The sequence below is a fragment of the Streptomyces sp. A1136 genome (assembly GCF_004795055.1).
Taxonomy (GTDB): Bacteria; Actinomycetota; Actinomycetes; order Streptomycetales; family Streptomycetaceae; genus Streptomyces.
Map to the genome: position 1 here is coordinate 135639 of NZ_SSBJ01000001.1, position 20203 is coordinate 155841.

At 73.4% G+C, this 20203-nt stretch carries 18 protein-coding genes; 9 read left to right on the plus strand and 9 right to left on the minus strand.

The genetic code is table 11. From position 1 onward, the window contains the following. Positions 1-65 precede the first annotated feature (65 nt). The 5 genes from E6R62_RS00655 (at position 66) to E6R62_RS00675 (ending at position 6101) form a co-directional block, all read left to right on the plus strand. Positions 66-605, plus strand: a complete 540-nt coding sequence (locus tag E6R62_RS00655; protein ID WP_136210231.1) for a bacterial proteasome activator family protein — start codon at positions 66-68, stop codon at positions 603-605. A 1119-nt stretch (positions 606-1724) separates the two neighbouring features. Then, a complete protein-coding gene (locus tag E6R62_RS00660; RefSeq protein ID WP_136210233.1) occupies positions 1725-2588 on the plus strand; it encodes an NTP transferase domain-containing protein in 864 nt (287 codons plus the stop codon). Next, complete coding sequence (locus E6R62_RS00665; RefSeq protein ID WP_136210235.1) at positions 2585-3931, plus strand: molybdopterin molybdotransferase MoeA; 1347 nt, start codon at positions 2585-2587, stop codon at positions 3929-3931. The genes E6R62_RS00660 and E6R62_RS00665 overlap by 4 nt, the downstream gene beginning before the upstream one ends. Further along, positions 3919-5007 carry a TrkA family potassium uptake protein gene (locus E6R62_RS00670; protein WP_136210237.1) on the plus strand — a complete coding sequence of 363 codons (1089 nt, stop codon included), beginning with the start codon at positions 3919-3921 and terminating at the stop codon, positions 5005-5007. Before E6R62_RS00665 ends, E6R62_RS00670 begins: the two co-directional genes overlap by 13 nt. Before the next feature lie 116 nt (positions 5008-5123). Continuing rightward, the gene (locus tag E6R62_RS00675; protein ID WP_136210239.1) at positions 5124-6101 is read left to right on the plus strand and encodes an NAD(P)H-quinone oxidoreductase; all 978 of its coding nucleotides are present in this window, start codon (positions 5124-5126) and stop codon (positions 6099-6101) included. Between the two features lie 268 nt (positions 6102-6369). On the opposite strand, the gene E6R62_RS00680 is transcribed toward E6R62_RS00675, so the two are convergent. Genes E6R62_RS00680 through pdhA form a run of 3 tightly spaced genes read right to left on the minus strand, consistent with a single transcriptional unit; the run spans position 6370 to position 9871 of the window. Further along, complete coding sequence (locus tag E6R62_RS00680) at positions 6370-7728, minus strand: dihydrolipoamide acetyltransferase family protein (protein ID WP_136210241.1); 1359 nt, start codon at positions 7726-7728, stop codon at positions 6370-6372. Further along, complete coding sequence (locus tag E6R62_RS00685) at positions 7728-8738, minus strand: alpha-ketoacid dehydrogenase subunit beta (RefSeq protein WP_136210243.1); 1011 nt, start codon at positions 8736-8738, stop codon at positions 7728-7730. The genes E6R62_RS00680 and E6R62_RS00685 overlap by 1 nt, the downstream gene beginning before the upstream one ends. Further along, the gene (gene pdhA, locus E6R62_RS00690; protein WP_136210640.1) at positions 8738-9871 is read right to left on the minus strand and encodes a pyruvate dehydrogenase (acetyl-transferring) E1 component subunit alpha; all 1134 of its coding nucleotides are present in this window, start codon (positions 9869-9871) and stop codon (positions 8738-8740) included. Before pdhA ends, E6R62_RS00685 begins: the two co-directional genes overlap by 1 nt. A 177-nt stretch (positions 9872-10048) precedes the next feature. Between pdhA and E6R62_RS00695 the strand changes: the two genes are divergently transcribed. Beyond that, positions 10049-10717: an Lrp/AsnC family transcriptional regulator gene (locus E6R62_RS00695; RefSeq protein WP_240801406.1), complete on the plus strand. Its 669-nt coding sequence runs from the start codon at positions 10049-10051 to the stop codon at positions 10715-10717. Here the strand turns inward: E6R62_RS00695 and E6R62_RS00700 are convergent. The 3 genes from E6R62_RS00700 to E6R62_RS00710 all read right to left on the minus strand — a co-directional run bounded on the left by E6R62_RS00700 (position 10698) and on the right by E6R62_RS00710 (position 13956). Then, a complete protein-coding gene (locus tag E6R62_RS00700; protein WP_136210245.1) occupies positions 10698-11666 on the minus strand; it encodes an alpha/beta hydrolase in 969 nt (322 codons plus the stop codon). The genes E6R62_RS00695 and E6R62_RS00700 overlap by 20 nt on opposite strands. A 107-nt stretch (positions 11667-11773) precedes the next feature. After that, a complete protein-coding gene (locus E6R62_RS00705; RefSeq protein WP_136210247.1) occupies positions 11774-12364 on the minus strand; it encodes a TetR/AcrR family transcriptional regulator in 591 nt (196 codons plus the stop codon). Continuing rightward, the gene (locus E6R62_RS00710; protein WP_136210249.1) at positions 12361-13956 is read right to left on the minus strand and encodes a 3-hydroxyacyl-CoA dehydrogenase; all 1596 of its coding nucleotides are present in this window, start codon (positions 13954-13956) and stop codon (positions 12361-12363) included. Before E6R62_RS00710 ends, E6R62_RS00705 begins: the two co-directional genes overlap by 4 nt. 191 nt (positions 13957-14147) lie before the next feature. On the opposite strand from E6R62_RS00710, the gene paaN reads away from it, so the two are divergent. Then, complete coding sequence (gene paaN, locus E6R62_RS00715; RefSeq protein WP_136210251.1) at positions 14148-15830, plus strand: phenylacetic acid degradation protein PaaN; 1683 nt, start codon at positions 14148-14150, stop codon at positions 15828-15830. A 30-nt stretch (positions 15831-15860) separates the two neighbouring features. Here the strand turns inward: paaN and E6R62_RS00720 are convergent, their stop codons facing one another. From E6R62_RS00720 to E6R62_RS00730, 3 genes are all read right to left on the minus strand, one after another. After that, positions 15861-16598, minus strand: a complete 738-nt coding sequence (locus tag E6R62_RS00720) for a TrmH family RNA methyltransferase (protein ID WP_240801429.1) — start codon at positions 16596-16598, stop codon at positions 15861-15863. 221 nt (positions 16599-16819) lie between these two features. Beyond that, positions 16820-17998: an HTTM domain-containing protein gene (locus E6R62_RS00725; RefSeq protein WP_368773864.1), complete on the minus strand. Its 1179-nt coding sequence runs from the start codon at positions 17996-17998 to the stop codon at positions 16820-16822. Continuing rightward, positions 17986-18675 carry a DUF5819 family protein gene (locus E6R62_RS00730; protein ID WP_240801408.1) on the minus strand — a complete coding sequence of 230 codons (690 nt, stop codon included), beginning with the start codon at positions 18673-18675 and terminating at the stop codon, positions 17986-17988. Before E6R62_RS00730 ends, E6R62_RS00725 begins: the two co-directional genes overlap by 13 nt. Before the next feature lie 134 nt (positions 18676-18809). On the opposite strand from E6R62_RS00730, the gene paaA reads away from it, so the two are divergent. After that, a complete protein-coding gene (gene paaA, locus E6R62_RS00735; protein WP_240801409.1) occupies positions 18810-19907 on the plus strand; it encodes a 1,2-phenylacetyl-CoA epoxidase subunit PaaA in 1098 nt (365 codons plus the stop codon). Beyond that, on the plus strand, positions 19904-20188 hold the full coding sequence (gene paaB / locus E6R62_RS00740; protein WP_136210255.1) for a 1,2-phenylacetyl-CoA epoxidase subunit PaaB: 285 nt from the start codon (positions 19904-19906) through the stop codon (positions 20186-20188). Before paaA ends, paaB begins: the two co-directional genes overlap by 4 nt. Positions 20189-20203 lie beyond the last annotated feature (15 nt).

The window sequence follows — 20203 nt, forward strand, 5'->3', positions numbered from 1 at the left end:
AGGGTGGATCACGCCTGTGCGGGGGCACACCGTGTGAGTACGAAGGTGTGCGAGAGAATGACGGCATGGAGATGCCGAGGAGTGAACGGTCGCAGGACAGCCCCCCGCACGTCCTGATCTTGGGACAGGACGGGTCGGCGGTCGGCGACGCCGATGACGAGTCGCGCGAGGTCCCGGTGACGGAGATGGTCGAACAGCCCGCCAAGGTCATGCGGATCGGCAGCATGATCAAGCAACTCCTTGAAGAGGTACGCGCCGCACCTCTCGACGAGGCGAGCCGGGTCCGGCTCAAGGACATCCACGCCGCGTCGGTGAAGGAACTGGAAGACGGCCTCGCCCCGGAGTTGGTCGAGGAACTGGAGCGCCTTTCCCTGCCGTTCACGGAGGAGGCGATCCCTTCGGAGGCGGAACTGCGGATCGCGCAGGCGCAGTTGGTGGGCTGGCTGGAAGGCCTCTTCCACGGCATCCAGACGGCCCTGTTCGCACAGCAGATGGCGGCGCGGGCCCAGCTGGAACAGATGCGCCGCGCCCTCCCTCCGGGCGCGTCCCACGAGGACGACGAGGAAGGCCCCCACGGCGCCATCCGCTCGGGCCCCTACCTCTGAGCCACCCCAGCCCCGGTCCGGCACCCGAAGCCCGGCCCCGGACCAGACCGGTACCCGAGGCCCAGGCCCCCGGCCCGCCCGGACCCGGGCTGCCCCCGAAGTTCGGCTCCGGACCGGACCGGTACCCGAGGCCCAGGCCCCCGGCCCGCCCGGACCGAACCGAACCCGGTACCGAACCCGGTACCGAGGTCGGGCCCCCGGCCCGCCCGGACCCGGGCTGCCCCCGAAGTTCGGCTCCGGACCGGACCGGTACCCGAGGCCCAGGCCCGAGCGCCGGGCCGCCCGGACCGGTACCCGAGGTACGCCCCCTCCCCGGAGCACCGGCCCGGCCGGTGCTCCGGGGGCGGCCGAAAGCCCGCCCGCCCCACCACCCCCTCCGCCCTTCGCGGCGGCGCCCGGGGGGGGGCGAAGCCCACACCGGCCCCACCAAACCCAGCCCGCTGCCGCGTGAAGCCCCGGCCCCGGTACGGAGCATCCCCACCGCCCCGCCCAACCCAGCCCCGCCGGCGCCTGAGGCGCAGGCCGCACGAGCCCCGCGGCCCACGACCCACGACCCACGGCCCACGGCCCACGGCCCACGGCACAGTCCCGCCCACCGGCCCGATGCCGCGTGAGACCCCGAGCCCGGGGCGAACCCCACCCCCCGGCCCGCAAAACCCGGCCACGCCAGCGCTTGAGGCCCGGCGCAGGGGACGGAGCCCACACCCCCCGGCCCGCCAAACGCAGCCCCGCCGGCGCTTGAGGCGCGGGGCAGGGGGCGGAGCCCCGATCGGGAAGCCGCACCCGCACGGCACCGGCACAGCCACACAAGGCCCCCGGCCCACGCCACAGTCCCGCCCGCCCCAACCCAGCCGCGTGAAGCCCCCGACCCCAGGGCGCCCCCCCCCCGGCCCGCCAAACCCAGCCCCGCCGGCGCTTGAGGCGCGGCGCAGGGGGCGCAGCCCGCACCCCCACCCGCCCAACGCAGCCCCGCCGGCGCTTGAGGCGCGGGGTACGGGGCGGAGCCCCGGGCCGGAAGCCGCCACCCGCGAGGGCAACGGCGCCGGCTCACGGCCCACAGCCCGGCCCCCGGCGCAGGCCGGAACCCGCCCGCAACACACCCCCCGCATACTCATCGGCATGAGTTACGACGCGATCGTCCTCGCCGGCGGCGCCGCGCAGCGACTCGGCGGGGCGGACAAGCCCGGCCTGCACGTCGGCGGCCGCACCCTCCTCGACCGCGTCCTCGACGCCTGCGCCGACGCCGACACCACCGTCGTCGTCGGCAGCCGCCGCCCCACCACCCGGCCCGTCCGGTGGACCCGAGAGGACCCGCCCGGTGGTGGCCCGGTGGCCGCGCTCGACGCCGGGCTCCGTCGGACCTCGGCCGGGCGGGTCCTCGTACTCTCCGCCGACCTGCCCTTCCTGGACCGGGACACCGTCCGCGCCCTCCTCGACGCGCCCGGCCCCGACGGCGTCATGCTCCGAGACCCCGACGGCAGGGACCAACCCCTCGTCGCCGCCTACCGCACCGAGCCCCTGCGCCGCGAAATCGCCCTGCTGGCCACCGAACACGGCACCCTCGCCGGCCTACCGCTCCGCGCCCTCACCAGCGAATTGCGCCTCACCGCCGTCACCGGCGCTGCGCCACTCGCCTCCTTCGACTGCGACACCTGGGACGATCTCGCGACGGCCCGCGCCCGGATCAGAGAGCATGGGACCGTGCTGGAGCAATGGATCACCGCCGTCAAAAGCGAGCTGGGCATCGACGTCGCCGTCGACACGAAGGCCCTCCTCGACCTCGCCCGTGACGCCGCCCACGGCGTCGACCGGCCAGCGGCCCCGCTGACCACCTTCCTCGTGGGATACGCCGCGGCCCGCGCCGAGGCGACCGGGGCGGACCCCGCCCAGGCCGTCGCCGAAGCCTCCCGCAAGGCCGCCGCCTTGGCCCTGCGCTGGGCCGAGGAGGCCCCCGCGGCCGGCACGGAAGACGGCACGGGATGACCCGCACCGATGCCGACCGTGCCTTGGACGAAGCCCTCGCTCTGGTGAGTCGCGACCCGTCACCCCACGCGTCGGGCCCCGCGGGCGACTCCGGTCCCCTCGACGCGCCGGACGCGGTCCGCTCCACCGGCGCCCACCGCGCCGCGTCCTGGCCCCGGGCCAGGGAAGCCGCCATCCGGGCCGGTTCCGGTGTCCTCGCCCGCAGCCACCGGGTGCCGCTGGCCGACGCCCTCGGCGAGGTGCTGACCACGCCGCTCGACGCGCTCACGGACCTGCCCTCCTTCGACACCTCCGCCATGGACGGTTGGGCCGTCGCCGGTCCCGGCCCCTGGACCCTCCGGTCCGGCGCCGGGATACTGGCCGGATCCGACCGACCCGAGCCGCTCGGGGACGGCGAGGCCGTACCGATCGCCACCGGCGCCCGTATCCCCGCGGACACCACCGCCGTGATCCGCAGCGAGCACGCCCGCGAGGACGGCTCCCAGCTGTACGCGCAGCGGCCCGTCGTCACCGGTCAGGACATCCGGCCCCGCGGTCAGGAGTGCCGCTCCGGCGAGTTGCTGCTGCCGGCCGGCTCCCTGGTCACCCCGGCCCTGCTCGGGCTGGCCGCCGCCGCCGGGTACGACGAGCTGGAGACCCGGCCCCGTCCCACGGTGGAGATCCTGGTGCTCGGGGACGAGCTGCTGACCGAGGGCCGCCCCCATGACGGCCTCATCCGCGACGCCCTCAGCCCCATGCTCGGCCCCTGGCTCAGCCGGCTCGGCGCCGAAGTCACCGGGACACGGCGGCTCGGTGACGACCCGGCCGGGGCCGAGGCCCTGTTCGAGGCCGTGACCACGTCCGGCGCCGATCTGATCGTCACCACCGGCGGCACCGCCTCGGGCCCCGTCGACCATGTACACCCGGTCCTGGAGCGGGCCGGTGCCGAACTGCTCATCGACGGGGTCGCCGTGCGCCCCGGACACCCCATGCTGTTGGCCCGGATCGGCGACCGCGTCGACGGCCGACACCTGGTGGGACTGCCCGGCAATCCACTGGCGGCGGTGTCCGGCCTGCTGACCTTGGCCGAACCGCTGCTACGCGCCCTGGCCGGGCGACGCCGCCGCCCGAGGTACGCGGTCGCCGTCCAGGGCGACGTACCCGGCCACCCGTACGACACCCGGTTGGTGCCGGTGCTCCTGACCGAGGAGCACGCCGTACCGCTGCGTTACCACGGTCCCGCGATGCTGCGCGGCGTGGCGGCGGCGGACGCGCTGGCCGTCGTACCGCCGCACGGCGCGCGGTCGGGGCAAGAGCTGGAAATGCTCGACCTGCCCTGGGCGTCCGGGGGATGTTTCACGTGAAACAGCCCGGCCAGGACGCGATGGCCCGGCGCGCCGAAGAGGCCCTCGTGGCGCGGCAGGTCACCCTGCCCAAGCGTGTGGTCCACAAGCCGTTGCGGCAGGTGGCGCGAAGGCTCCTGGTCGCTTTCCTGGTGATGTGTCTGACGGTGCTGATCGTGTGGCTCGACCGCGACGGGTACCACGACAACGCCAACGACACCGTCGACTTTCTCGACTGCGTCTACTACGCCACCGTGACCCTGTCGACGACCGGCTACGGCGACATCGTCCCGTACAGCGCCAGTGCGCGGCTGACCAACGTCCTGCTGATCACGCCCCTGCGCATCGTGTTCCTGATCATCCTGGTCGGGACCACGCTGGAGGTGCTGACTGAACGGACCCGGGAAGAGTGGCGGCTGAACCGCTGGAGGAAGAACGTGCGTGACCACACGGTCGTCGTCGGCTTCGGCACCAAGGGCCGCTCGGCCCTCCAGACGCTGTTGGCCACCGGCCTGCGCAAGGAGCAGGTCGTCATCGTCGACCCCAGCGCCAAGGTGATCGACGTGGCGGCGGCCGAGGGGTTCACCGGAGTCGTCGGCGACGCCACGCGCTCCGATGTGCTGCTGCGTGCCGAACTGCCCAAGGCCCGGCAGATCGTCGTCGCCACGCAGCGCGACGATACGGCGGTCCTGGTGACTCTGACGGCGCGCCAGCTCAACCTCGGTGCGAAGATCGTCGCGGCGGTCCGGGAAGAGGAGAACGCCCCGCTGCTGCGCCAGTCGGGCGCGGACGCGGTCATCACGAGCGCCAGCGCGGCCGGGCGGCTGCTGGGCCTGTCGGTACTCAGCCCCAACGCGGGCACCGTGATGGAGGATCTGATCCAGCAGGGAAGCGGCCTGGACCTGATCGAACGGCCCGTCACCAGGCCCGAGGTGGGCAGAGGTGTGCGGGAGACGGACGACCTGGTGGTGAGCGTGGTGCGGGGGCACCGGCTGCTGGCCTACGACGATCCCCGGGCAAGCCCGCTCCAGTCGACGGACCGTCTGATCACCATCGTCCGGGCCGGACCGGCGGCCTCGCCCGGCTTCGCCGGGTAGGTGCCAGGCGGGCGGCGCGGGCCGCCGCCCGGCGGATCGCGGGACAGTCCGCCGCGCGGCGGGGGAGAGGGCCGTCACCGATGCGGCCGGGACGCGGTTCGCGTAGCCTCCGGGCCATGCATGCGATCACCATCGAGCAGCCCGGCGGACCCGAGGCCCTGGTGTGGGCCGAAGCACCCGATCCGGTGGCAGGCCAAGGCGAGGTAGTCGTCGAGGTCGCGGCGAGCGCCGTGAACCGCGCCGACGTCCTCCAGCGACAGGGCTTCTACGATCCGCCACCCGGTGCCTCCCGCCACCCCGGCCTGGAGTGTTCGGGGCGGATCGTCGCGGTCGGGGAGGGCGTCTCCGGCTGGTCGGTGGGAGACGAGGTGTGTGCGCTGCTGGCTGGCGGCGGCTACGCGGAGCGGGTCGCGATCCCGGCGGGGCAGTTGCTACCGGTACCGGCCGGGGTGGACCTGGTGACGGCGGCAGCGCTGCCCGAGGTGGTGACGACGGTCTGGTCGAACGTGTTCATGGTGGCCGGCTTGCGTCCCGGCGAGACCCTGCTGGTGCACGGCGGGTCCAGCGGCATCGGCACGATGGCGATCCAGTTGGGCAAGGCGGTCGGCGCCCGGGTGGCGGTGACCGCGGGCGGCAAGGAGAAGCTGGAGCGCTGTGCGGAACTGGGCGCCGACATCCTGATCGACTACCGCGAGCAGGACTTCGTGGAGGAGTTGCGGGCCGCGACGGACGGAGCCGGGGCGGACGTGATCCTGGACATCGTCGGGGCGAAGTACCTGGCGCGGAACCTGGACGCGCTGGCGGTGAACGGCCGGCTCGCGGTGATCGGGCTCCAGGGCGGGGTGAAGGCGGAGCTGAACCTGGGCGCGCTGATGGCCAAGCGGGCGGCGGTCACGGCGACGTCGCTGCGGTCCCGGCCGCTGGAGGAGAAGGCGGCGATCGTGGCGGCGGTGCGGGAACACGTCTGGCCGCTCGTGGCGACGGGTCGGGTACGCCCGGTGGTGCACGCGGTGTATCCGATGGCGGACGCGGCCGAGGCGCACCGGGTGATGGAGTCCAGCGCGCATGTCGGCAAGCTGCTGCTGACCGTGTGACGCCGGTCGTCCGACGACAGGCGTGACGAGCCCCTCCCGGGCCTCACGCGCACCGGACCGCCGCTCGGGCAACCGCTCGGGGATGAGGCCGGAGGGGCCGGGGCCGGCCGGGTTTCCGGGCGGACCGCCAGGGACGTCGGGAGGGACCGTGCAGCCTTCCCGCCCGGCGTTCTCACGAGGCAGCAGGATCTCCGCCCGGCCCGGCCCGGGGACAGCGGAAGGGCGCGCCCCTTTGTGCGGCGCGCCCTTCGGGCTCCCACTCGGCGGGCTACAGCGAGCGGAGCAGCACCGCCGGGGATTCCACGCAGTCGGCCACGTACCGCAGGAAGCCCCCGGCCGTGCCCCCGTCGCAGACCCGGTGGTCGAAGGTCAGCGACAGCTGCACCACCTGCCGTACCGCCAACTCGCCGCGGTGGACCCACGGCTTGGGGATGATCCGGCCGACACCCAGCATGGCCGCCTCCGGGTGGTTGATGATCGGCGTGGAGCCGTCGACGCCGAACACCCCGTAATTGTTCAGGGTGAACGTGCCGCCCGTGAGGTCCGCCGGCGTCAGCTTCCCGGCCCGCGCCAGCTCCGTGAGCCGGGCGAACTCGGCCGACAGGGACTCGGGGCTGCGCGTCTGCGCGTCCCGGACCACCGGGACCATCAGACCCCGCTCGGTCTGCGCGGCAAAGCCCAGGTGCACGGCCGGGAGCCGGACGATCTCCTTCGCCGCCAGGTCCACGGTGGAGTTGAGCTCCGGATACTTGGCGAGCGCGGCCGTGCAGATCCGGGCCAGCAGCGCCAGCACCGAGATCTTGGGGCCGCCCACCGCGTTCATCGCGGCCCGGGCCGCCATCAGCTCGGTGGCGTCCGCGTCCACCCAGCAGGTGGCCTCCGGGATTTCCCGGCGGCTCCGCGACAGCTTCTCCGCGACCGCCCCGCGCAGCCCCTTGAGCGGAATCCGCTCACCGGCGAGGGGGGCGGCGACGACGGGAGCGGTGGCCACCGGCGCCGGTGCGACCTCCGCCCGGAGGGCCGCCTCCACGTCCGCCCGCAGGATCAGCCCCTCGGGCCCCGACCCCCGCAGCGCCCGCAGATCGACCCCGTTGTCGCGGGCCAGCTTGCGTACGAGCGGCGAGATCACCGGGACCGGCCCGACCGAAAGCGGAGCGGCAGCGGCACCGGACGCATCGGGAGCAGCGACCACGGGCGCCGGGGCGACGGGCCCTTGGGCGACGGGAGTCGCCACGGCCGTGGCCGCGCCGGCCGGGGCACCCGGCCGAATCCGGCGCCTGCGCGCCGGCCGCGAGTGGTCCGTGCCGTATCCGACCAGTACGTTCCCCGAACCGGACGACTCCGACGAGCCTGCGGACTCCGACGACGGCTCGGGCTCCCCGGGGCCGACCGCGACCGTGATCAGCGGTGCGCCGACCGGCAGTTCGGTCCCCTCCTCCCCGTACCGGGCGGTGACCACACCGCCGTAGGGGCAGGGCACCTCCACCATCGCCTTGGCCGTCTCGACCTCGACCACCGGCTGGTCGATCTCGACGACGTCGCCGACCGCCACCAGCCAGCGGACGATCTCCGCCTCGGTCAGCCCCTCACCGAGGTCGGGCAGCTTGAACTCCAGTACCTGCGGCATCAGTTCTCCCACTGCAGGCGTCCTACGGTGTCCAGGATCCGGTCCACGCCGGGCAGGTGGTGCTTCTCCAACATCGGCGGCGGGTACGGGATGTCGAATCCCGTCACCCGCAGCACCGGCGCCTCCAGGTGGTGGAAGCACCGCTCCGTCACCCGGGCGGCGATCTCCGCACCCGGTCCGCCGAAGCCTCCGGCCTCGTGGACCACCACCGCGCGCCCGGTCCGACGTACCGAGGCGACGACCGTCTCCTCGTCGAACGGGACGAGCGAGCGCAGGTCCACGACCTCCAGGTCCCAGCCCTCCTCCCGCGCCGCCTCCGCGGCCTCCAGGCACACCGGCAGCGACGGCCCGTACGTGATCAGCGTGGCGCTCGTACCCGCCCGCCGCACCATCGCCTTGCCGATCCCCGGAACCTCCGCCGGGGCATCGGGCGACCACGGCGCCTTCGACCAGTACAGCCGCTTCGGCTCCAGGAACACCACCGGGTCGTCGCTGGCGATCGACGCGCGCAGCAGTCCGTACGCGTCCTCGACGGTCGCCGGGGTGACCACGGTCAGCCCGGGCGTCGCCACGTAGTAGGCCTCGGAGGAGTCGCTGTGGTGCTCCACCCCGCCGATCCCGCCGCCGTACGGCACTCGGATGGTGATCGGCAGCGGCATCGCGCCCCGGGTGCGGTTGCGCATCTTCGCCACGTGCGAGATGAGCTGCTCGAAGGCCGGGTAGGCGAACGCGTCGAACTGCATCTCCACGACCGGCCGCAGCCCGTACATGGCCATGCCGACCGCGGCGCCCAGGATTCCGGCCTCCGCGAGCGGGGTGTCCGTACAGCGGTCCTCGCCGAACTCCTTCGCGAGGCCGTCCGTGATCCGGAAGACCCCGCCGAGCGTCCCGACGTCCTCGCCCATCACGTGGACCGTCGGGTCCTCCGCCATCGCGTCGCGCATCGCCCTGCCGAGGGCCTGCGCCATGGTCGCCGGCTTCGTCTCCGGCTTCACCGCCACCGTCACCATCACTCGTTCTCCGCTTCCAGTTCGGCACGCAGCAGTTCCGCCTGCTCGCGCAACCTCCCGGTCTGCTCCGCGTAGACGTGCGCGAAGAGGTCCATCGGGTCGAGCACCGGCTCGGCGTTCATCGCGTCGCGCAGGGCCGCCGCCATCGTCTCGGCCGCGTCCTTGGCCACCTGTATGCCCTCCGCGTCCAGCAGCCCGCGCGAGGTCAGCTCGCGCTCCAGCAGCTCCACCGGGTCGTGCGCCTTCCAGGCCTCCACCTCGGAGTCCGTGCGGTAGCGCGTCGCGTCGTCGGCGTTGGTGTGCGCCTCGATCCGGTACGTGACCGCCTCGATCAGCGTCGGACCTCCGCCCGCGCGCGCCCGCTGGACGGCCTCGGTCAGCACCTCGTGCATCGCGGCGATGTCGTTGCCGTCGACCAGCCGGCCCGGCATCCCGTACCCGACGGCCTTGTGGGCCAGCGTCGGGGCGGCGGTCTGCTTGGCGAGCGGGACGGATATCGCGAAGCCGTTGTTCTGGACGAGGAAGACCACCGGGGCCTTCCACACGGCGGCGAAGTTCAACGCCTCGTGGAAGTCGCCCTCGCTGGTGCCGCCGTCGCCGACCATGGCCAGCGCCACCACGTCGTCCCCGCGCAGCCGGGCGGCGTGGGCGAGGCCCACGGCGTGGGGCAGTTGCGTGGCGAGCGGGGTGCTCAGCGGGGCGATGCGGTGCTCGCGCGGGTCGTAGCCGGTGTGCCAGTCGCCGCGCAGCAAGGTCAGGGCCTGGACGGGGTCCAGGCCGCGCGCCACGGCCGCCAGGGTGTCCCGGTAGCTGGGGAAGAGCCAGTCCTGGTCCTCCAGGACCATCGCGGCGGCGATCTCGCAGGCCTCCTGGCCGACGGTCGAGGGGTAGACGGCGAGCCGCCCCTGCCGGGTGAGCGCGGTGGCCTGGGCGTTGTAGCGGCGCCCGCGCACCAGCTCGGCGTAGTACCGGCGCATCAGCTCGGCGTCGAGCCCGTCCGCCGCCGGCGTGCCCAGCACCCGGTAGGGCTCGGGGTCCGGGAGCAGCGCGGCGGCGTCCGTACGCGGCGTCCAGGCGGGCGGCGGGGTCAAACGGTGGGACGCCCCGGCACCGGGCAGCTCTTGGACCGTCATGGCGGCGTACACCTCCTCGTAGGAAGCGGGCATGAGTGCCCCGGGTGTGAGGCCCCTCACCTACCGATTGTTCGGTTGCCTGCGCAATTTGGCTACAGGCACCTTCAGGCTGTGGACAAAGTGGCGCCGGGGCCCTGGGATGGATGCAGGACGTCCAGCAGAGGGAGGCAGTGGGCAATGCCGGATGAACAAATGGCCGCGGCGGGCTCCGAGGCAGGCGCCGGTCCGGTACCGCCCGGAGGCGCGAAAGTGGCCCCGACCGCACCGCCCGCCCCCTCCGGGCCGCCGGCCGCGCCCGCCGGCCCGCCGGCCTCCGCCGCCGCGGCGCCCGCCCCGCCACGCCCCCTGGACCCGATCGACCGGTCGATCCTGCGGCTGCTCCAAGCGGACGGTCGGGCCTCCATACGGTCGGTCGCGGAACAGGTCCACGTGTCCCGGGCCAACGCCTACGCGCGCATCAACCGGCTCATCGACGACGGCGTGATCCAGGGCTTCACCGCCCGGGTGAACCACGAACGCGCGGGTCAAGGCGCGTCCGCGTACATCACGTTGAAGATCGTCCAGAACTCGTGGCGCACGGTCCGCGAGAAGCTGCGCGAGCTTCCGGGCGCGGCGCACATCGCCCTGGTCAGCGGCGACTTCGACGTGCTCCTGCTGGTGCACACCCCGGACAACCGCACCCTGCGCGAACTGGTGCTCACCCGCCTCCAATCGATCCCGGAAGTGCTGTCCACGCGCACCCTGCTGGTGTTCGAGGAAACGGACCTCCTGGAGTCCGGCCCGATCGGCGGCCCCGCGCTCGCCTCGCTCAACCCGCTCGCCCCCCTCACCGAGGAGCAGCCGTAGGTCCGGCGGCGCCGGCCGTGGGGCGTACGAGGGCGCGCAGCTCGCCGAGGAGTTCCGCGACGGCGGCGTCCGCGGCGGGCGCGAGGGCGTCGTAGGCCAGGAAGCCGTGGACCAGGCCGGGGTAGAGGTGCGCGCGTACGGGGACCCCGGCGTCCTCCAGGGTCCGGGCGTAGGCCATGGCCTGGTCCCGCAGGGGGTCGAACTCCCCGACGCCGATCACCGCGGGGGCCGACCCGCGGTGGTATTCGGCGAGCAGCGGCGAGGCGCGGCCGTCGGCGGCGGTTCCGGGGTCGTTGCCGACGTAGAGCAGGATCTGCTCCTCGATCTCGGCCGTGGTCAGTACGTAGCCGGTGGCGTACTCCTCCATCGACGGGTAGCCGCCCCGGCCCGTCAGGTCGGTCACCGGGTAGGCCAGCAGTTGCGCGGCGACCGGGGTGCCCGCGTCGCGCAGGGCCAGGGCCACGGCGGCGGCGAGGTCGGCGCCCGCGCTGTCCCCGGCGAGGGCGAACACGCCGCTGCCGCCGCCGAAGCGCTCGGGGTGGCCGGCGACGTCCCGGGCGACGGCCAGGCAGTCCTCGTAGGCGGCCGGGAAGGGGTGCTCGGGCGCGAGGCGGTAGCCCACGGCGACGACCACGGCCTCCACGTCCCGACACAGGCGGCGGCAGATCGCGTCGTGGGTGTCCAGGTCGCCGACGATGAATCCGCCACCGTGGCAGTAGACGACGGCCGGCGCGGGGCCCGGGGGTCGCGGGCGGTAGATCCGCACGGGGACCCCGGCGAGGGTGTCGTCCGCGACGGAGCCCACGGCGAGCGGCGGGTCGGGGGCGAGCGCGAGCGAGAGCCGTCGGTTGCCGGCCCGTCGTTCCGCCGTGTCCGGGGGCGGGACGGGGGGCGCCCCGCCGACGCCGAAGCGGTCCATGAGCGCGGCGATGTCCGGGTCCAGGGGCATGCGGCCATCGTCACGGCGGCGGGCGGGGGGCGCCGCACGGACGGAGCCGTTCAGGTGGCGTCCGCCGCGCGGCGGCCGATCGGGATGCCGTTACGGGCGGCCGCCGCTCAGGTCGTGCTCGTACGCAGACCGTCGAAGGCCATGTGCACGACAGCGTCCGCCAGCTGGGAGTGGTCCGCGCCCGGGTAGGGGCGGTACCACTCGACGAGGGAGTTCACCATGCCGAACAGCAGACGGGTGGCGAGCCGGCTGTCGACATCGGCGCGCAGGTCGCCCTCGGCCGCGGCGGCCTTCAGGAGGTCGGCCACCGCGTGGTCGAACTCCCGGCGGCGCTCCAGCGCCCAGCGCTCGGTGCGCGTGTTGCCCCGTACGCGCAACAGCAGCGTCACGTACGGCAGCTCGGCCAGCAGCACCTCCACCGTGCGCCGCGTGACGTACTCGACCCGCTCCACCGCGCGGCCCCGGAGCGCGCCCGGCTCCTCCAGGACGGCGAACAGGCCGTCGAGGGCACGGCTGACCGCCCTTCGGAGCAGTTCCTCCTTGCCCGCGACATGGTGGTAGATCGAGGACTTGGAGATCCCCGCGGCCTTGGAGAGGTGCTCCATCGAGGTGCCGTCGTAGCCGCGCTCGTTGAAGACCTGGACCGCGACCGAGAGCAGTGTCTCGGGGGTGTACGTGTCCCGCCTGGCGGTGGTCACCGGGCATCCCCCCGCGCGTCCCGGCCGTCGTCTCCGTACGCGGCTTCGGGCTCGACCGCGAACTCGCCGTCGCCCCCGTCCTCGCCCTCGCCTTGGTCCTCGTCCTCCGCGTAGCCGAGCTTGAACAGCGCCAGGGAGGGCGCGTACCGGCCGCCCGGGCAACGCTCGTCGAGGTGGTGGAGCAGGTCGTAGGCCCAGTCACGGCCGAGGCGCTCGTGCCACGCGGACGGCCCCAGCGGGTAGTTGACGCCGAGCCGCATCGCGGTGTCGATGTCCTCGGCGGTGGCCACGCCGCGCGCGACGGCGTCGGCGGTCAGGTCGATCAGCATCGCGACCGTCCGGGCGACGATCATGCCGGGGACGTCGCCGATGACGGAGACCTCCTTGCCGAGCTTCTGGAACAGGCCGACCGCCTCGGCGAGGGTGCGCTCGCTCGTGTCCTCGCCGGCGGAGAGCGCGACGCGGGTGGCGGCGCGGTAGTCGAGCGCGAGGTCGAAGTAGACGACGTCCGCGAACTCCACCGCGGTCTTGCCGTCCGCGAGCACCAGCTGTCCCTCGCCGGGCAGCTGGATGTACGGGCCCCCGTGACCGGTGGCGGTGACGGCGACCCCCGCCTCCTCCAGGAGGTCCACGAGACCGGCAGCGGGACCGAGGTCGCCGACGACGGTGACCTTGGCCGGGGCCTCCTCGGGACCGGCGGTGTGCGGCTGCGGGAGCCGGGCGTCCGGGCCGTAGGGGTACCAGCCGTGACCCGACTTGCGGCCGAGACGGCCCGACTGGACGAGCCGGCGCTGCGCGAGCGAGGGGGTGAACTTGGGGCTGCGGAAGAAGGAGTCCCAGACGGAACGGGTGACGGCCTCGTTGACGTCCTGGCCGATCAGGTCGGTCAGCTCGAACGGGCCCATCTTGAAGCCGCCGCTCTCGCGAAGCACGGCGTCGATGGTCGCCGGGTCCGCGCCCTGCTCCTCGTACACCGCGAAGGCTTCGGCGTAAAAGGGGCGGGCGATCCGGTTGACGATGAAGCCGGGCGTGTCGGCGCAGCGGACCGGCGTCTTGCCCCAGCCCAGGACGGTCTCGTACGCGCGCTCGGCGGCGGCCGGGTCGGTCGTGAAGCCGCTCACCACCTCGACGAGCGGGAGCAGCGGGGCCGGATTGAAGAAGTGCAGACCGAGGAAGCGGCCGGGGTGGGCGAGGCCGGCGGCGAGCTCGGTGACGGAGAGGGACGAGGTGTTGGTCGCCAGCAGGGCGTCCGGCGAGACCACTGCTTCGAGTGCGGCGAAGAGAGCGCGTTTGACGGTGACGTCCTCGACGACCGCCTCGATCACGAGAGCGGCGTCCGCCAGTTCGGTGACGGCCTGGGCGGCGGTGATCCGGCCGTTCGCCTCGTCCGCGTCGGCCCGTTCCAGTCGGCCCTTGGCGGCCAGCCGATCGACGCGGTCGCGGACCTGGCCGACGCCGGCGACGGCCGCGTCGGGGTCGATGTCGTGGATCAGCACGCGGTGACCTGCGAGAAGGGCGACCTGGGCGATGCCCTGCCCCATCGTGCCGGCGCCGATGACCGCCACTGTGCGGGACCGCTCGATTGCTGTCATGACCCGATCCTCCCGCACCGACTTATCCACAGGCTTGCCGGGCCCTCTTGTCCCGACCGATCGTTCGGTTACTCTAACTCCAGTCTGCTCTTCTTCACCCGCCCTTGCCCGATCCGGTTCCCCCGATCCGCACCCCGGTGATCGCGTGAACCAGTCTGATCCCGCCCGGCTCAACGAGGAGTTGGTCCCTGATGGCCGCCGAGCTCACCCTCCCCCAGCTGTCCGAGAAGCACCGGTCCACCCTGGACCAGGCGCTCGCGGCCATCCGCAGCCGCGCGTACTGGTCCCCGCATCCCGAGCACCCCAAGGCCTACGGGGAGACCGCCCCGGCCGACGGCCTCGCGGCGTTCGAAGCCGTCCGCGGCACCCGGTTCGACCTCGGGCAGCCCGGTACCGACGGCTGGACGGGCGGGGAGGTGTCCCCGTACGGCCTCGACCTCGGTGTCGAGTACCCGCACGCCGACCCGGACGTGCTGCTGCCCGCCATGCGGGCCGGCATGGGCGCCTGGCGCGACGCGGGCCCCGAGACGCGCGCGCTCGTGTGCGTCGAGATCCTGTCCCGGATCTCCGCGCGGACGCACGAGTTCGCGCACGCGGTCATGCACACCAGCGGGCAAGCCTTCATGATGGCCTTCCAGGCCGGCGGCCCCCACGCCCAGGACCGCGGCCTGGAGGCGATCGCGTACGCCTACGAGGAGCAGACCCGCGTCCCCGGGCAGGCCGACTGGTCGAAGCCGCAGGGCAAGAAGGACCCGCTGGAGCTCGGCAAGACCTTCACCGCCGTGCCGCGCGGCATCTCCCTGATGATCGGCTGCAACACCTTCCCGACCTGGAACGGCTACCCGGGCCTCTTCGCCTCCCTGGCCACGGGCAACCCGGTCCTGGTCAAGCCGCACCCGCGCGCCGTCCTCCCGCTGGCGCTGACGGTGCGGGTGGCGCGCGAGGTCCTCGCCGAGGCCGGTTTCGACCCGAACCTGGTCGCGCTGGCGGTCGAGCGGCCGGGCGAGGGCATCGCCAAGACGCTCGCGCTGCGCCCCGAGATCAGGCTGATCGACTACACCGGTTCGACGTCCTTCGGCGAGTGGCTGGAGACCAACGCCCGCCAGGCGCAGGTCTACACGGAGAAGGCGGGCGTCAACACCGTCGTCCTGGACTCCACCGACAACTACAAGGGCATGCTGTCGAACCTCGCGTTCTCGCTGTCCCTGTACAGCGGTCAGATGTGCACCACCCCGCAGAACCTGCTGATCCCGCGGGACGGCATCGAGACGGACGCCGGCCACAAGACGTACGACGAGGTCGTCTCCGACCTCGCGGCCTCCGTCGGCGGCCTGCTGGGCGACGACGCCCGGGCCAACGCCCTGCTGGGCGCGCTGGTCAACCCGGACGTGAAGGCCCGCCTGGAGGCGGCGGCCGGCCTCGGCGAGGTCGCGCTGGCCTCGCGTGAGGTCGCGAACCCGGAGTTCCCGGGCGCGGTGGTCCGCACCCCGGTGATGGTGAAGCTGGACGGCTCCAAGCCGGACGACTCCGCGCCGTACCTGTCGGAGTGCTTCGGCCCCGTGTCGTTCGCGGTGGCGGTCGACTCGACGGCCGACGCGCTGGAGCTGCTGCGGCGCACGATCCGGGAGAAGGGCGCGATGACGGTCGGGGCGTACACCACGTCCGCCGACACCGAGCGGGCCATCGAGGAGGTCTGCCTGGAAGAGTCGGCGCAGCTGTCGCTCAACCTGACCGGCGGCGTCTATGTGAACCAGACCGCGGCGTTCTCCGACTTCCACGGCTCGGGCGGCAACCCGGCGGCCAACGCGGCGCTGTGCGACGGCGCGTTCGTCGCGAACCGCTTCCGCGTGGTGGAGGTCCGCCGCCAGGGCTAGGTCGACAGGGGCCAGAGCCGCAACGGTCGACTAGACCGTGGCGGCCGGGTCCGGGTGCGGCCCTCCCCAGTGGAAGAGGGTCATGGCCACGCTGGTGGCCAGGTTGTAGCTGGAAACCTGCGGCCGCATCGGCAGGGACACCAGGTGGTCGGCGCGGGCGCGCAGCTCGGGCGAGATGCCGTGGCGTTCGGAGCCGAAGGCGAGCAGGGCGTCGTCCGGGAGGGTGAGGGCACGGATGTCCTCGCCCTCCGGGTCGAGCGCGTACACCGGCCCGGGCGGCAGGGTGTCGATGTCCACCCCGGCGACGGTCGTGGCGTAGTGCAGTCCGGCTCCGGCGCGGACCACGTTGGGGTGCCAGGGGTCGAGGTCGCCGCGGGTGACGACGCCCGTGGCGCCGAAGCCGGCGGCGAGGCGGACGACGGCTCCGACGTTGCCCAGGTTGCGGGGGTTGTCCAGGACGACGACGGGCGCGGTGCGGGGCATCCGCTCCAGACGGGCCCGCCCTTCGGCGGCGTCGGGCCTGACCGCCAGGGCCGCGACCCCGGTGGGGTGCACGCGGGGCAGCAGCGAACGCACCACCGCCCTGCCGACCAGCCGGGCCACCTCCGCCTCCACGTCGGGGGCGAGCTCGGCGGCGAGCGCCCGTACGGCGTCGGGGTCGTCGGCGACGACGGCCCGCACGTCGGCGCCGAAGCGCAGGGCGTGCTTCAGCGCGTGGAACCCGTCGAGGAGTACGACGTCCTTCCGCCCGGCGGCCTCCCGCCACATCCGCCGTACCTCGTCGCCACCACCGCGCTGCTCACTCATACCGCCGACCCTACGGCCCTGCCCGACCCGGCCCGCCCCCCGCGACCCCCTCCGGCACCATCACGGCCGCGCCCGGCACTCCCGGGCCGGGTTCGCCGACGCCCGGCCGAGCCGGCGTCCAAGCCGACGCCCGGGCATCGGGAGCGGACAGCGCCCGCCGGCCGCCCGCAGGGGGCGCGGCGTCACCGCCCCACCGCACCAGCCCCGGCCGCACCCGCCCCGGCGACCGCCTCGCCCACCACCACCGCCCCGGTCTCACGCCGCCGTGCCCGCGCGAGCACCCGGGCCCCCAGCCACACGAGGAACCCGGTCGGCAAGAACACCGCGTCCGCCGCGATCATCGCCAACGAGAAGAACGGCAGCCCCAGCACCACCGCGATCCCGAGGTGCTCCAGCATCATCAGCCCCAGCAGCACGTTCTTGATCCGCCGGTTGAACAGCGTGAACGGGAACGCGACCTGCACCACCACCGTCCCGTAGGTCAGCAGCATCACCACCGTCCCGCTCCCCGCCAGCACCGCCGAGAGCCCCGGCCACGGGGTGAAGTAGTCCAGCCCCAGCGGGTAGTACAGCGCCGTCCCGTCCTGCCACCTGGACCCCTGGATCTTGTACCAGCCCGCCGTCGCGTAGATCAGGCACACCTCCGCCATGATCACCAGCATCCCCGCGTTGTGGAGCAGGTTCGCCAAGACGTCGAGGACCGCCCGTCCCTCGCCCTCGGGGGCGTACCGCCCGGTCAGCCACCACACCCCGGCCGTCACCCACAGGGCCCCGAACACCGCCGCCCACAGCCCGCCGAACCGCCCGGCCAGGGTCCCGTAGACGAACACCGCCCCCAGCACACCCCACAACACCGGTCCCCCCGCCCCGCCACCGCCCCGGGCCTCGCGCCGCGCGTCCAGCGACCACACCCGCGCGCACCGCGTCAGCACCAGGTAGATCGCCATGAGGTGGATGACGTTGTCCCCGCCGTCCCCCATGAACACGCTGCGGTTCTGCAGCGAAAGCACTCCGACCATGAACAGCACCGACATCGCCCGGGTGCGCCAGCCCAACATCAGCAGCGCGCTCGCCAGCACGGAGACGACGTAGACGGTCTCGAACCACCACGTGGCGTGCGACCACATCAGCACCGTGAACGCGTGGTTCGAGGCGATCAGCCGCCTCGCCAGCGCCCAGCTCCACGGCCCGTCCGGCCCGTACAGCTCGTGCCGGTCGGGAAACTCGCGCAGCAGGAAGAAGAGCCAGGTCCCGGCGAAGCCGATGCGTACGACCGCGCTCTGGTACGGGCCCAGTGCCTCCCCGGTGACCCTGGCCAGGCCACGCGCGGCCGTGGCCCGCGCCCGGATCAGACCGTCCACCACGGCAGCTCCCGGTAGTACGTGCGCGTGTCGGTGCGCTCCTCGCTCCATTTCGGCGCCGCGACCGCCGTCGTCGCCGAGCGCAGCTGGACGCGTACGACGCGGTCACCGCCGCGCTGCCACCCCGCGAGCCGTTCCAGGGCGATCCGCCGCAGGTAGGCCTCCGACAGCTCGCCGCGTTCGCCGTTCGGCCTGTTGTCGTCGTCGTGGGAGCCGGTGAAGAAGTCCCAGGCCCGCCGCAGCTCGTTCTGTCGTGTGTGGCTCGGCAGCGGGTCGTGGCGGATGGCCGCGCCGTCCTCGGCGGACAGGTCTCGCCAGGCGCTGGTGGTCAGCTCGCCGCCGGCCGTCCGCACCTGGGCCCGCACCTGAACCGCGATGTTCTGCTGGAGCGGGTTGGGCGCGAAGAGCTTCCAGTTCTGTTCGAACTCGGGGTAGATCCAACCGTCGATGGTCGCCGCGTGACGTTTGCCGACCGTGTTGGACGGCGCGACGTGGAGGAAGACGAACGCCAGGTGCGCGCAGGCGGCCACGGCGACGGCACCGAGGGCCAAGGCGGCGATCACCCGGTACGGCGTGGACAGACCGGCGATTCCGGGGGCGCGCGGCGCCGTGCCGGCGGGCGGCGGGACGGGCGGCGCGGCTGCCTGTTCCACGGGCTCTCGCTCGTTCGAATCCATCGCGTCCCGATCGTCCGGCGTCCACAGGTTGCCCACAGAGGTTGACACCCTACGGGCCGTCGTCTCACCATTGAAGGGAATGAACCGAACGATCGGTCGGTCGGGCGGAAAGCAGACTCTGACAGGGGGCCGGGATGGTCACAGTGACCCCGGAATCTGGGCAGGAAGCAGGCCTGGGCACGGGCCCCTCGCAGCAGGGGCACTCCGCCCCGGCCGGTGAGGGCGACCTCGGCGCACAGCTCGCCGCGGCGTTCGATGCCGCCGTGGCGGCGGACGAGCGCGTCGAGCCGCGCGACTGGATGCCCGACGAGTACCGAGCCTCCTTGGTCCGCCAGATGGCCCAGCACGCCCACTCCGAGATCATCGGCATGCAGCCCGAGGCCAACTGGATCACCCGTGCGCCCTCGCTGCGCCGCAAGGCCATCCTGATGGCCAAGGTGCAGGACGAGGCCGGCCACGGCCTGTACCTGTACAGCGCCGCGGAGACCCTCGGCACCAGCCGTGACGAGCTGCTCGACAAACTCCACGCGGGGAAGCAGAAGTACTCCTCGATCTTCAACTACCCCACCTTGACCTGGGCCGATGTGGGTGCGATCGGCTGGCTCGTGGACGGGGCGGCCATCACCAACCAGGTGCCGATCTGCCGCTGTTCGTACGGTCCGTACGCCCGCGCCATGGTCCGCATCTGCAAGGAGGAGTCGTTCCACCAGCGCCAGGGGTACGAGTTGCTCCTGGCCCTGTCGAAGGGCACCGAGGCCCAGCACGCCATGGCCCAGGACGCCGTCGACCGCTGGTGGTGGCCGTCGCTGATGATGTTCGGCCCGCCGGACGGGGAATCGGCGCACTCCGCACAGTCGATGGCCTGGCGGATCAAGCGCCACTCGAACGACGAGCTGCGCCAGCGCTTCGTGGACATCGCCGTCCCGCAGGCCGAGTCGCTGGGGCTGACCCTGCCCGACCCGGACCTCAAGTGGAACGAGGAGCGCGGCCACTACGACTTCGGCGCGATCGACTGGGCCGAGTTCTGGAACGTGCTCAAGGGCAACGGTCCGTGCAACGAGCAGCGCCTCGACCAGCGGCGCACCGCCCACGAGGAAGGCGCGTGGGTGCGGGACGCGGCCGCGGCGTACGCGGCGAAGCAGGCGGGGCGCCAGGCCGGCCGCTCGGCGGACGGAACCAGCGCAGAGCACGCCGGACAGTCGGCGACGAACGACGAGGAGACACAGGCATGACGCAGAACTGGCCGCTGTGGGAGGTGTTCGTCCGCTCGCGGCGAGGCCTCTCGCACACGCACGCGGGAAGCCTGCACGCACCGGACGCGGAGATGGCGCTGCGCAACGCCCGTGACCTCTACACGCGGCGGAGCGAAGGCGTCTCGATCTGGGTGGTGCCCTCCACCGAGATCACCGCCTCCTCCCCGGACGAGCGGGACCCGTTCTTCGCCCCGGCCGCCGACAAGCCCTACCGGCACCCCACCTTCTACGAGATCCCCGAGGGGGTGCGCCACCTGTGAACAGCCACGCGAACA

What these genes read in the sequence shown, in the direction of transcription:
- E6R62_RS00655 (WP_136210231.1), top strand. Translation starts at nt 66, where the DNA reads ATGGAGATGCCGAGGAGTGAACGGTCGCAGGACAGCCCCCCGCACGTC.
- E6R62_RS00660 (WP_136210233.1), top strand. Translation starts at nt 1,725, where the DNA reads ATGAGTTACGACGCGATCGTCCTCGCCGGCGGCGCCGCGCAGCGACTC.
- E6R62_RS00665 (WP_136210235.1), top strand. Translation starts at nt 2,585, where the DNA reads ATGACCCGCACCGATGCCGACCGTGCCTTGGACGAAGCCCTCGCTCTG.
- E6R62_RS00670 (WP_136210237.1), top strand. Translation starts at nt 3,919, where the DNA reads ATGTTTCACGTGAAACAGCCCGGCCAGGACGCGATGGCCCGGCGCGCC.
- E6R62_RS00675 (WP_136210239.1), top strand. Translation starts at nt 5,124, where the DNA reads ATGCATGCGATCACCATCGAGCAGCCCGGCGGACCCGAGGCCCTGGTG.
- E6R62_RS00680 (WP_136210241.1), bottom strand. Translation starts at nt 7,728, where the DNA reads ATGCCGCAGGTACTGGAGTTCAAGCTGCCCGACCTCGGTGAGGGGCTG.
- E6R62_RS00685 (WP_136210243.1), bottom strand. Translation starts at nt 8,738, where the DNA reads ATGGTGACGGTGGCGGTGAAGCCGGAGACGAAGCCGGCGACCATGGCG.
- pdhA (WP_136210640.1), bottom strand. Translation starts at nt 9,871, where the DNA reads ATGACGGTCCAAGAGCTGCCCGGTGCCGGGGCGTCCCACCGTTTGACC.
- E6R62_RS00695 (WP_240801406.1), top strand. Translation starts at nt 10,049, where the DNA reads ATGCCGGATGAACAAATGGCCGCGGCGGGCTCCGAGGCAGGCGCCGGT.
- E6R62_RS00700 (WP_136210245.1), bottom strand. Translation starts at nt 11,666, where the DNA reads ATGCCCCTGGACCCGGACATCGCCGCGCTCATGGACCGCTTCGGCGTC.
- E6R62_RS00710 (WP_136210249.1), bottom strand. Translation starts at nt 13,956, where the DNA reads ATGACAGCAATCGAGCGGTCCCGCACAGTGGCGGTCATCGGCGCCGGC.
- paaN (WP_136210251.1), top strand. Translation starts at nt 14,148, where the DNA reads ATGGCCGCCGAGCTCACCCTCCCCCAGCTGTCCGAGAAGCACCGGTCC.
- E6R62_RS00720 (WP_240801429.1), bottom strand. Translation starts at nt 16,598, where the DNA reads ATGTGGCGGGAGGCCGCCGGGCGGAAGGACGTCGTACTCCTCGACGGG.
- E6R62_RS00730 (WP_240801408.1), bottom strand. Translation starts at nt 18,675, where the DNA reads ATGGATTCGAACGAGCGAGAGCCCGTGGAACAGGCAGCCGCGCCGCCC.
- paaA (WP_240801409.1), top strand. Translation starts at nt 18,810, where the DNA reads ATGGTCACAGTGACCCCGGAATCTGGGCAGGAAGCAGGCCTGGGCACG.
- paaB (WP_136210255.1), top strand. Translation starts at nt 19,904, where the DNA reads ATGACGCAGAACTGGCCGCTGTGGGAGGTGTTCGTCCGCTCGCGGCGA.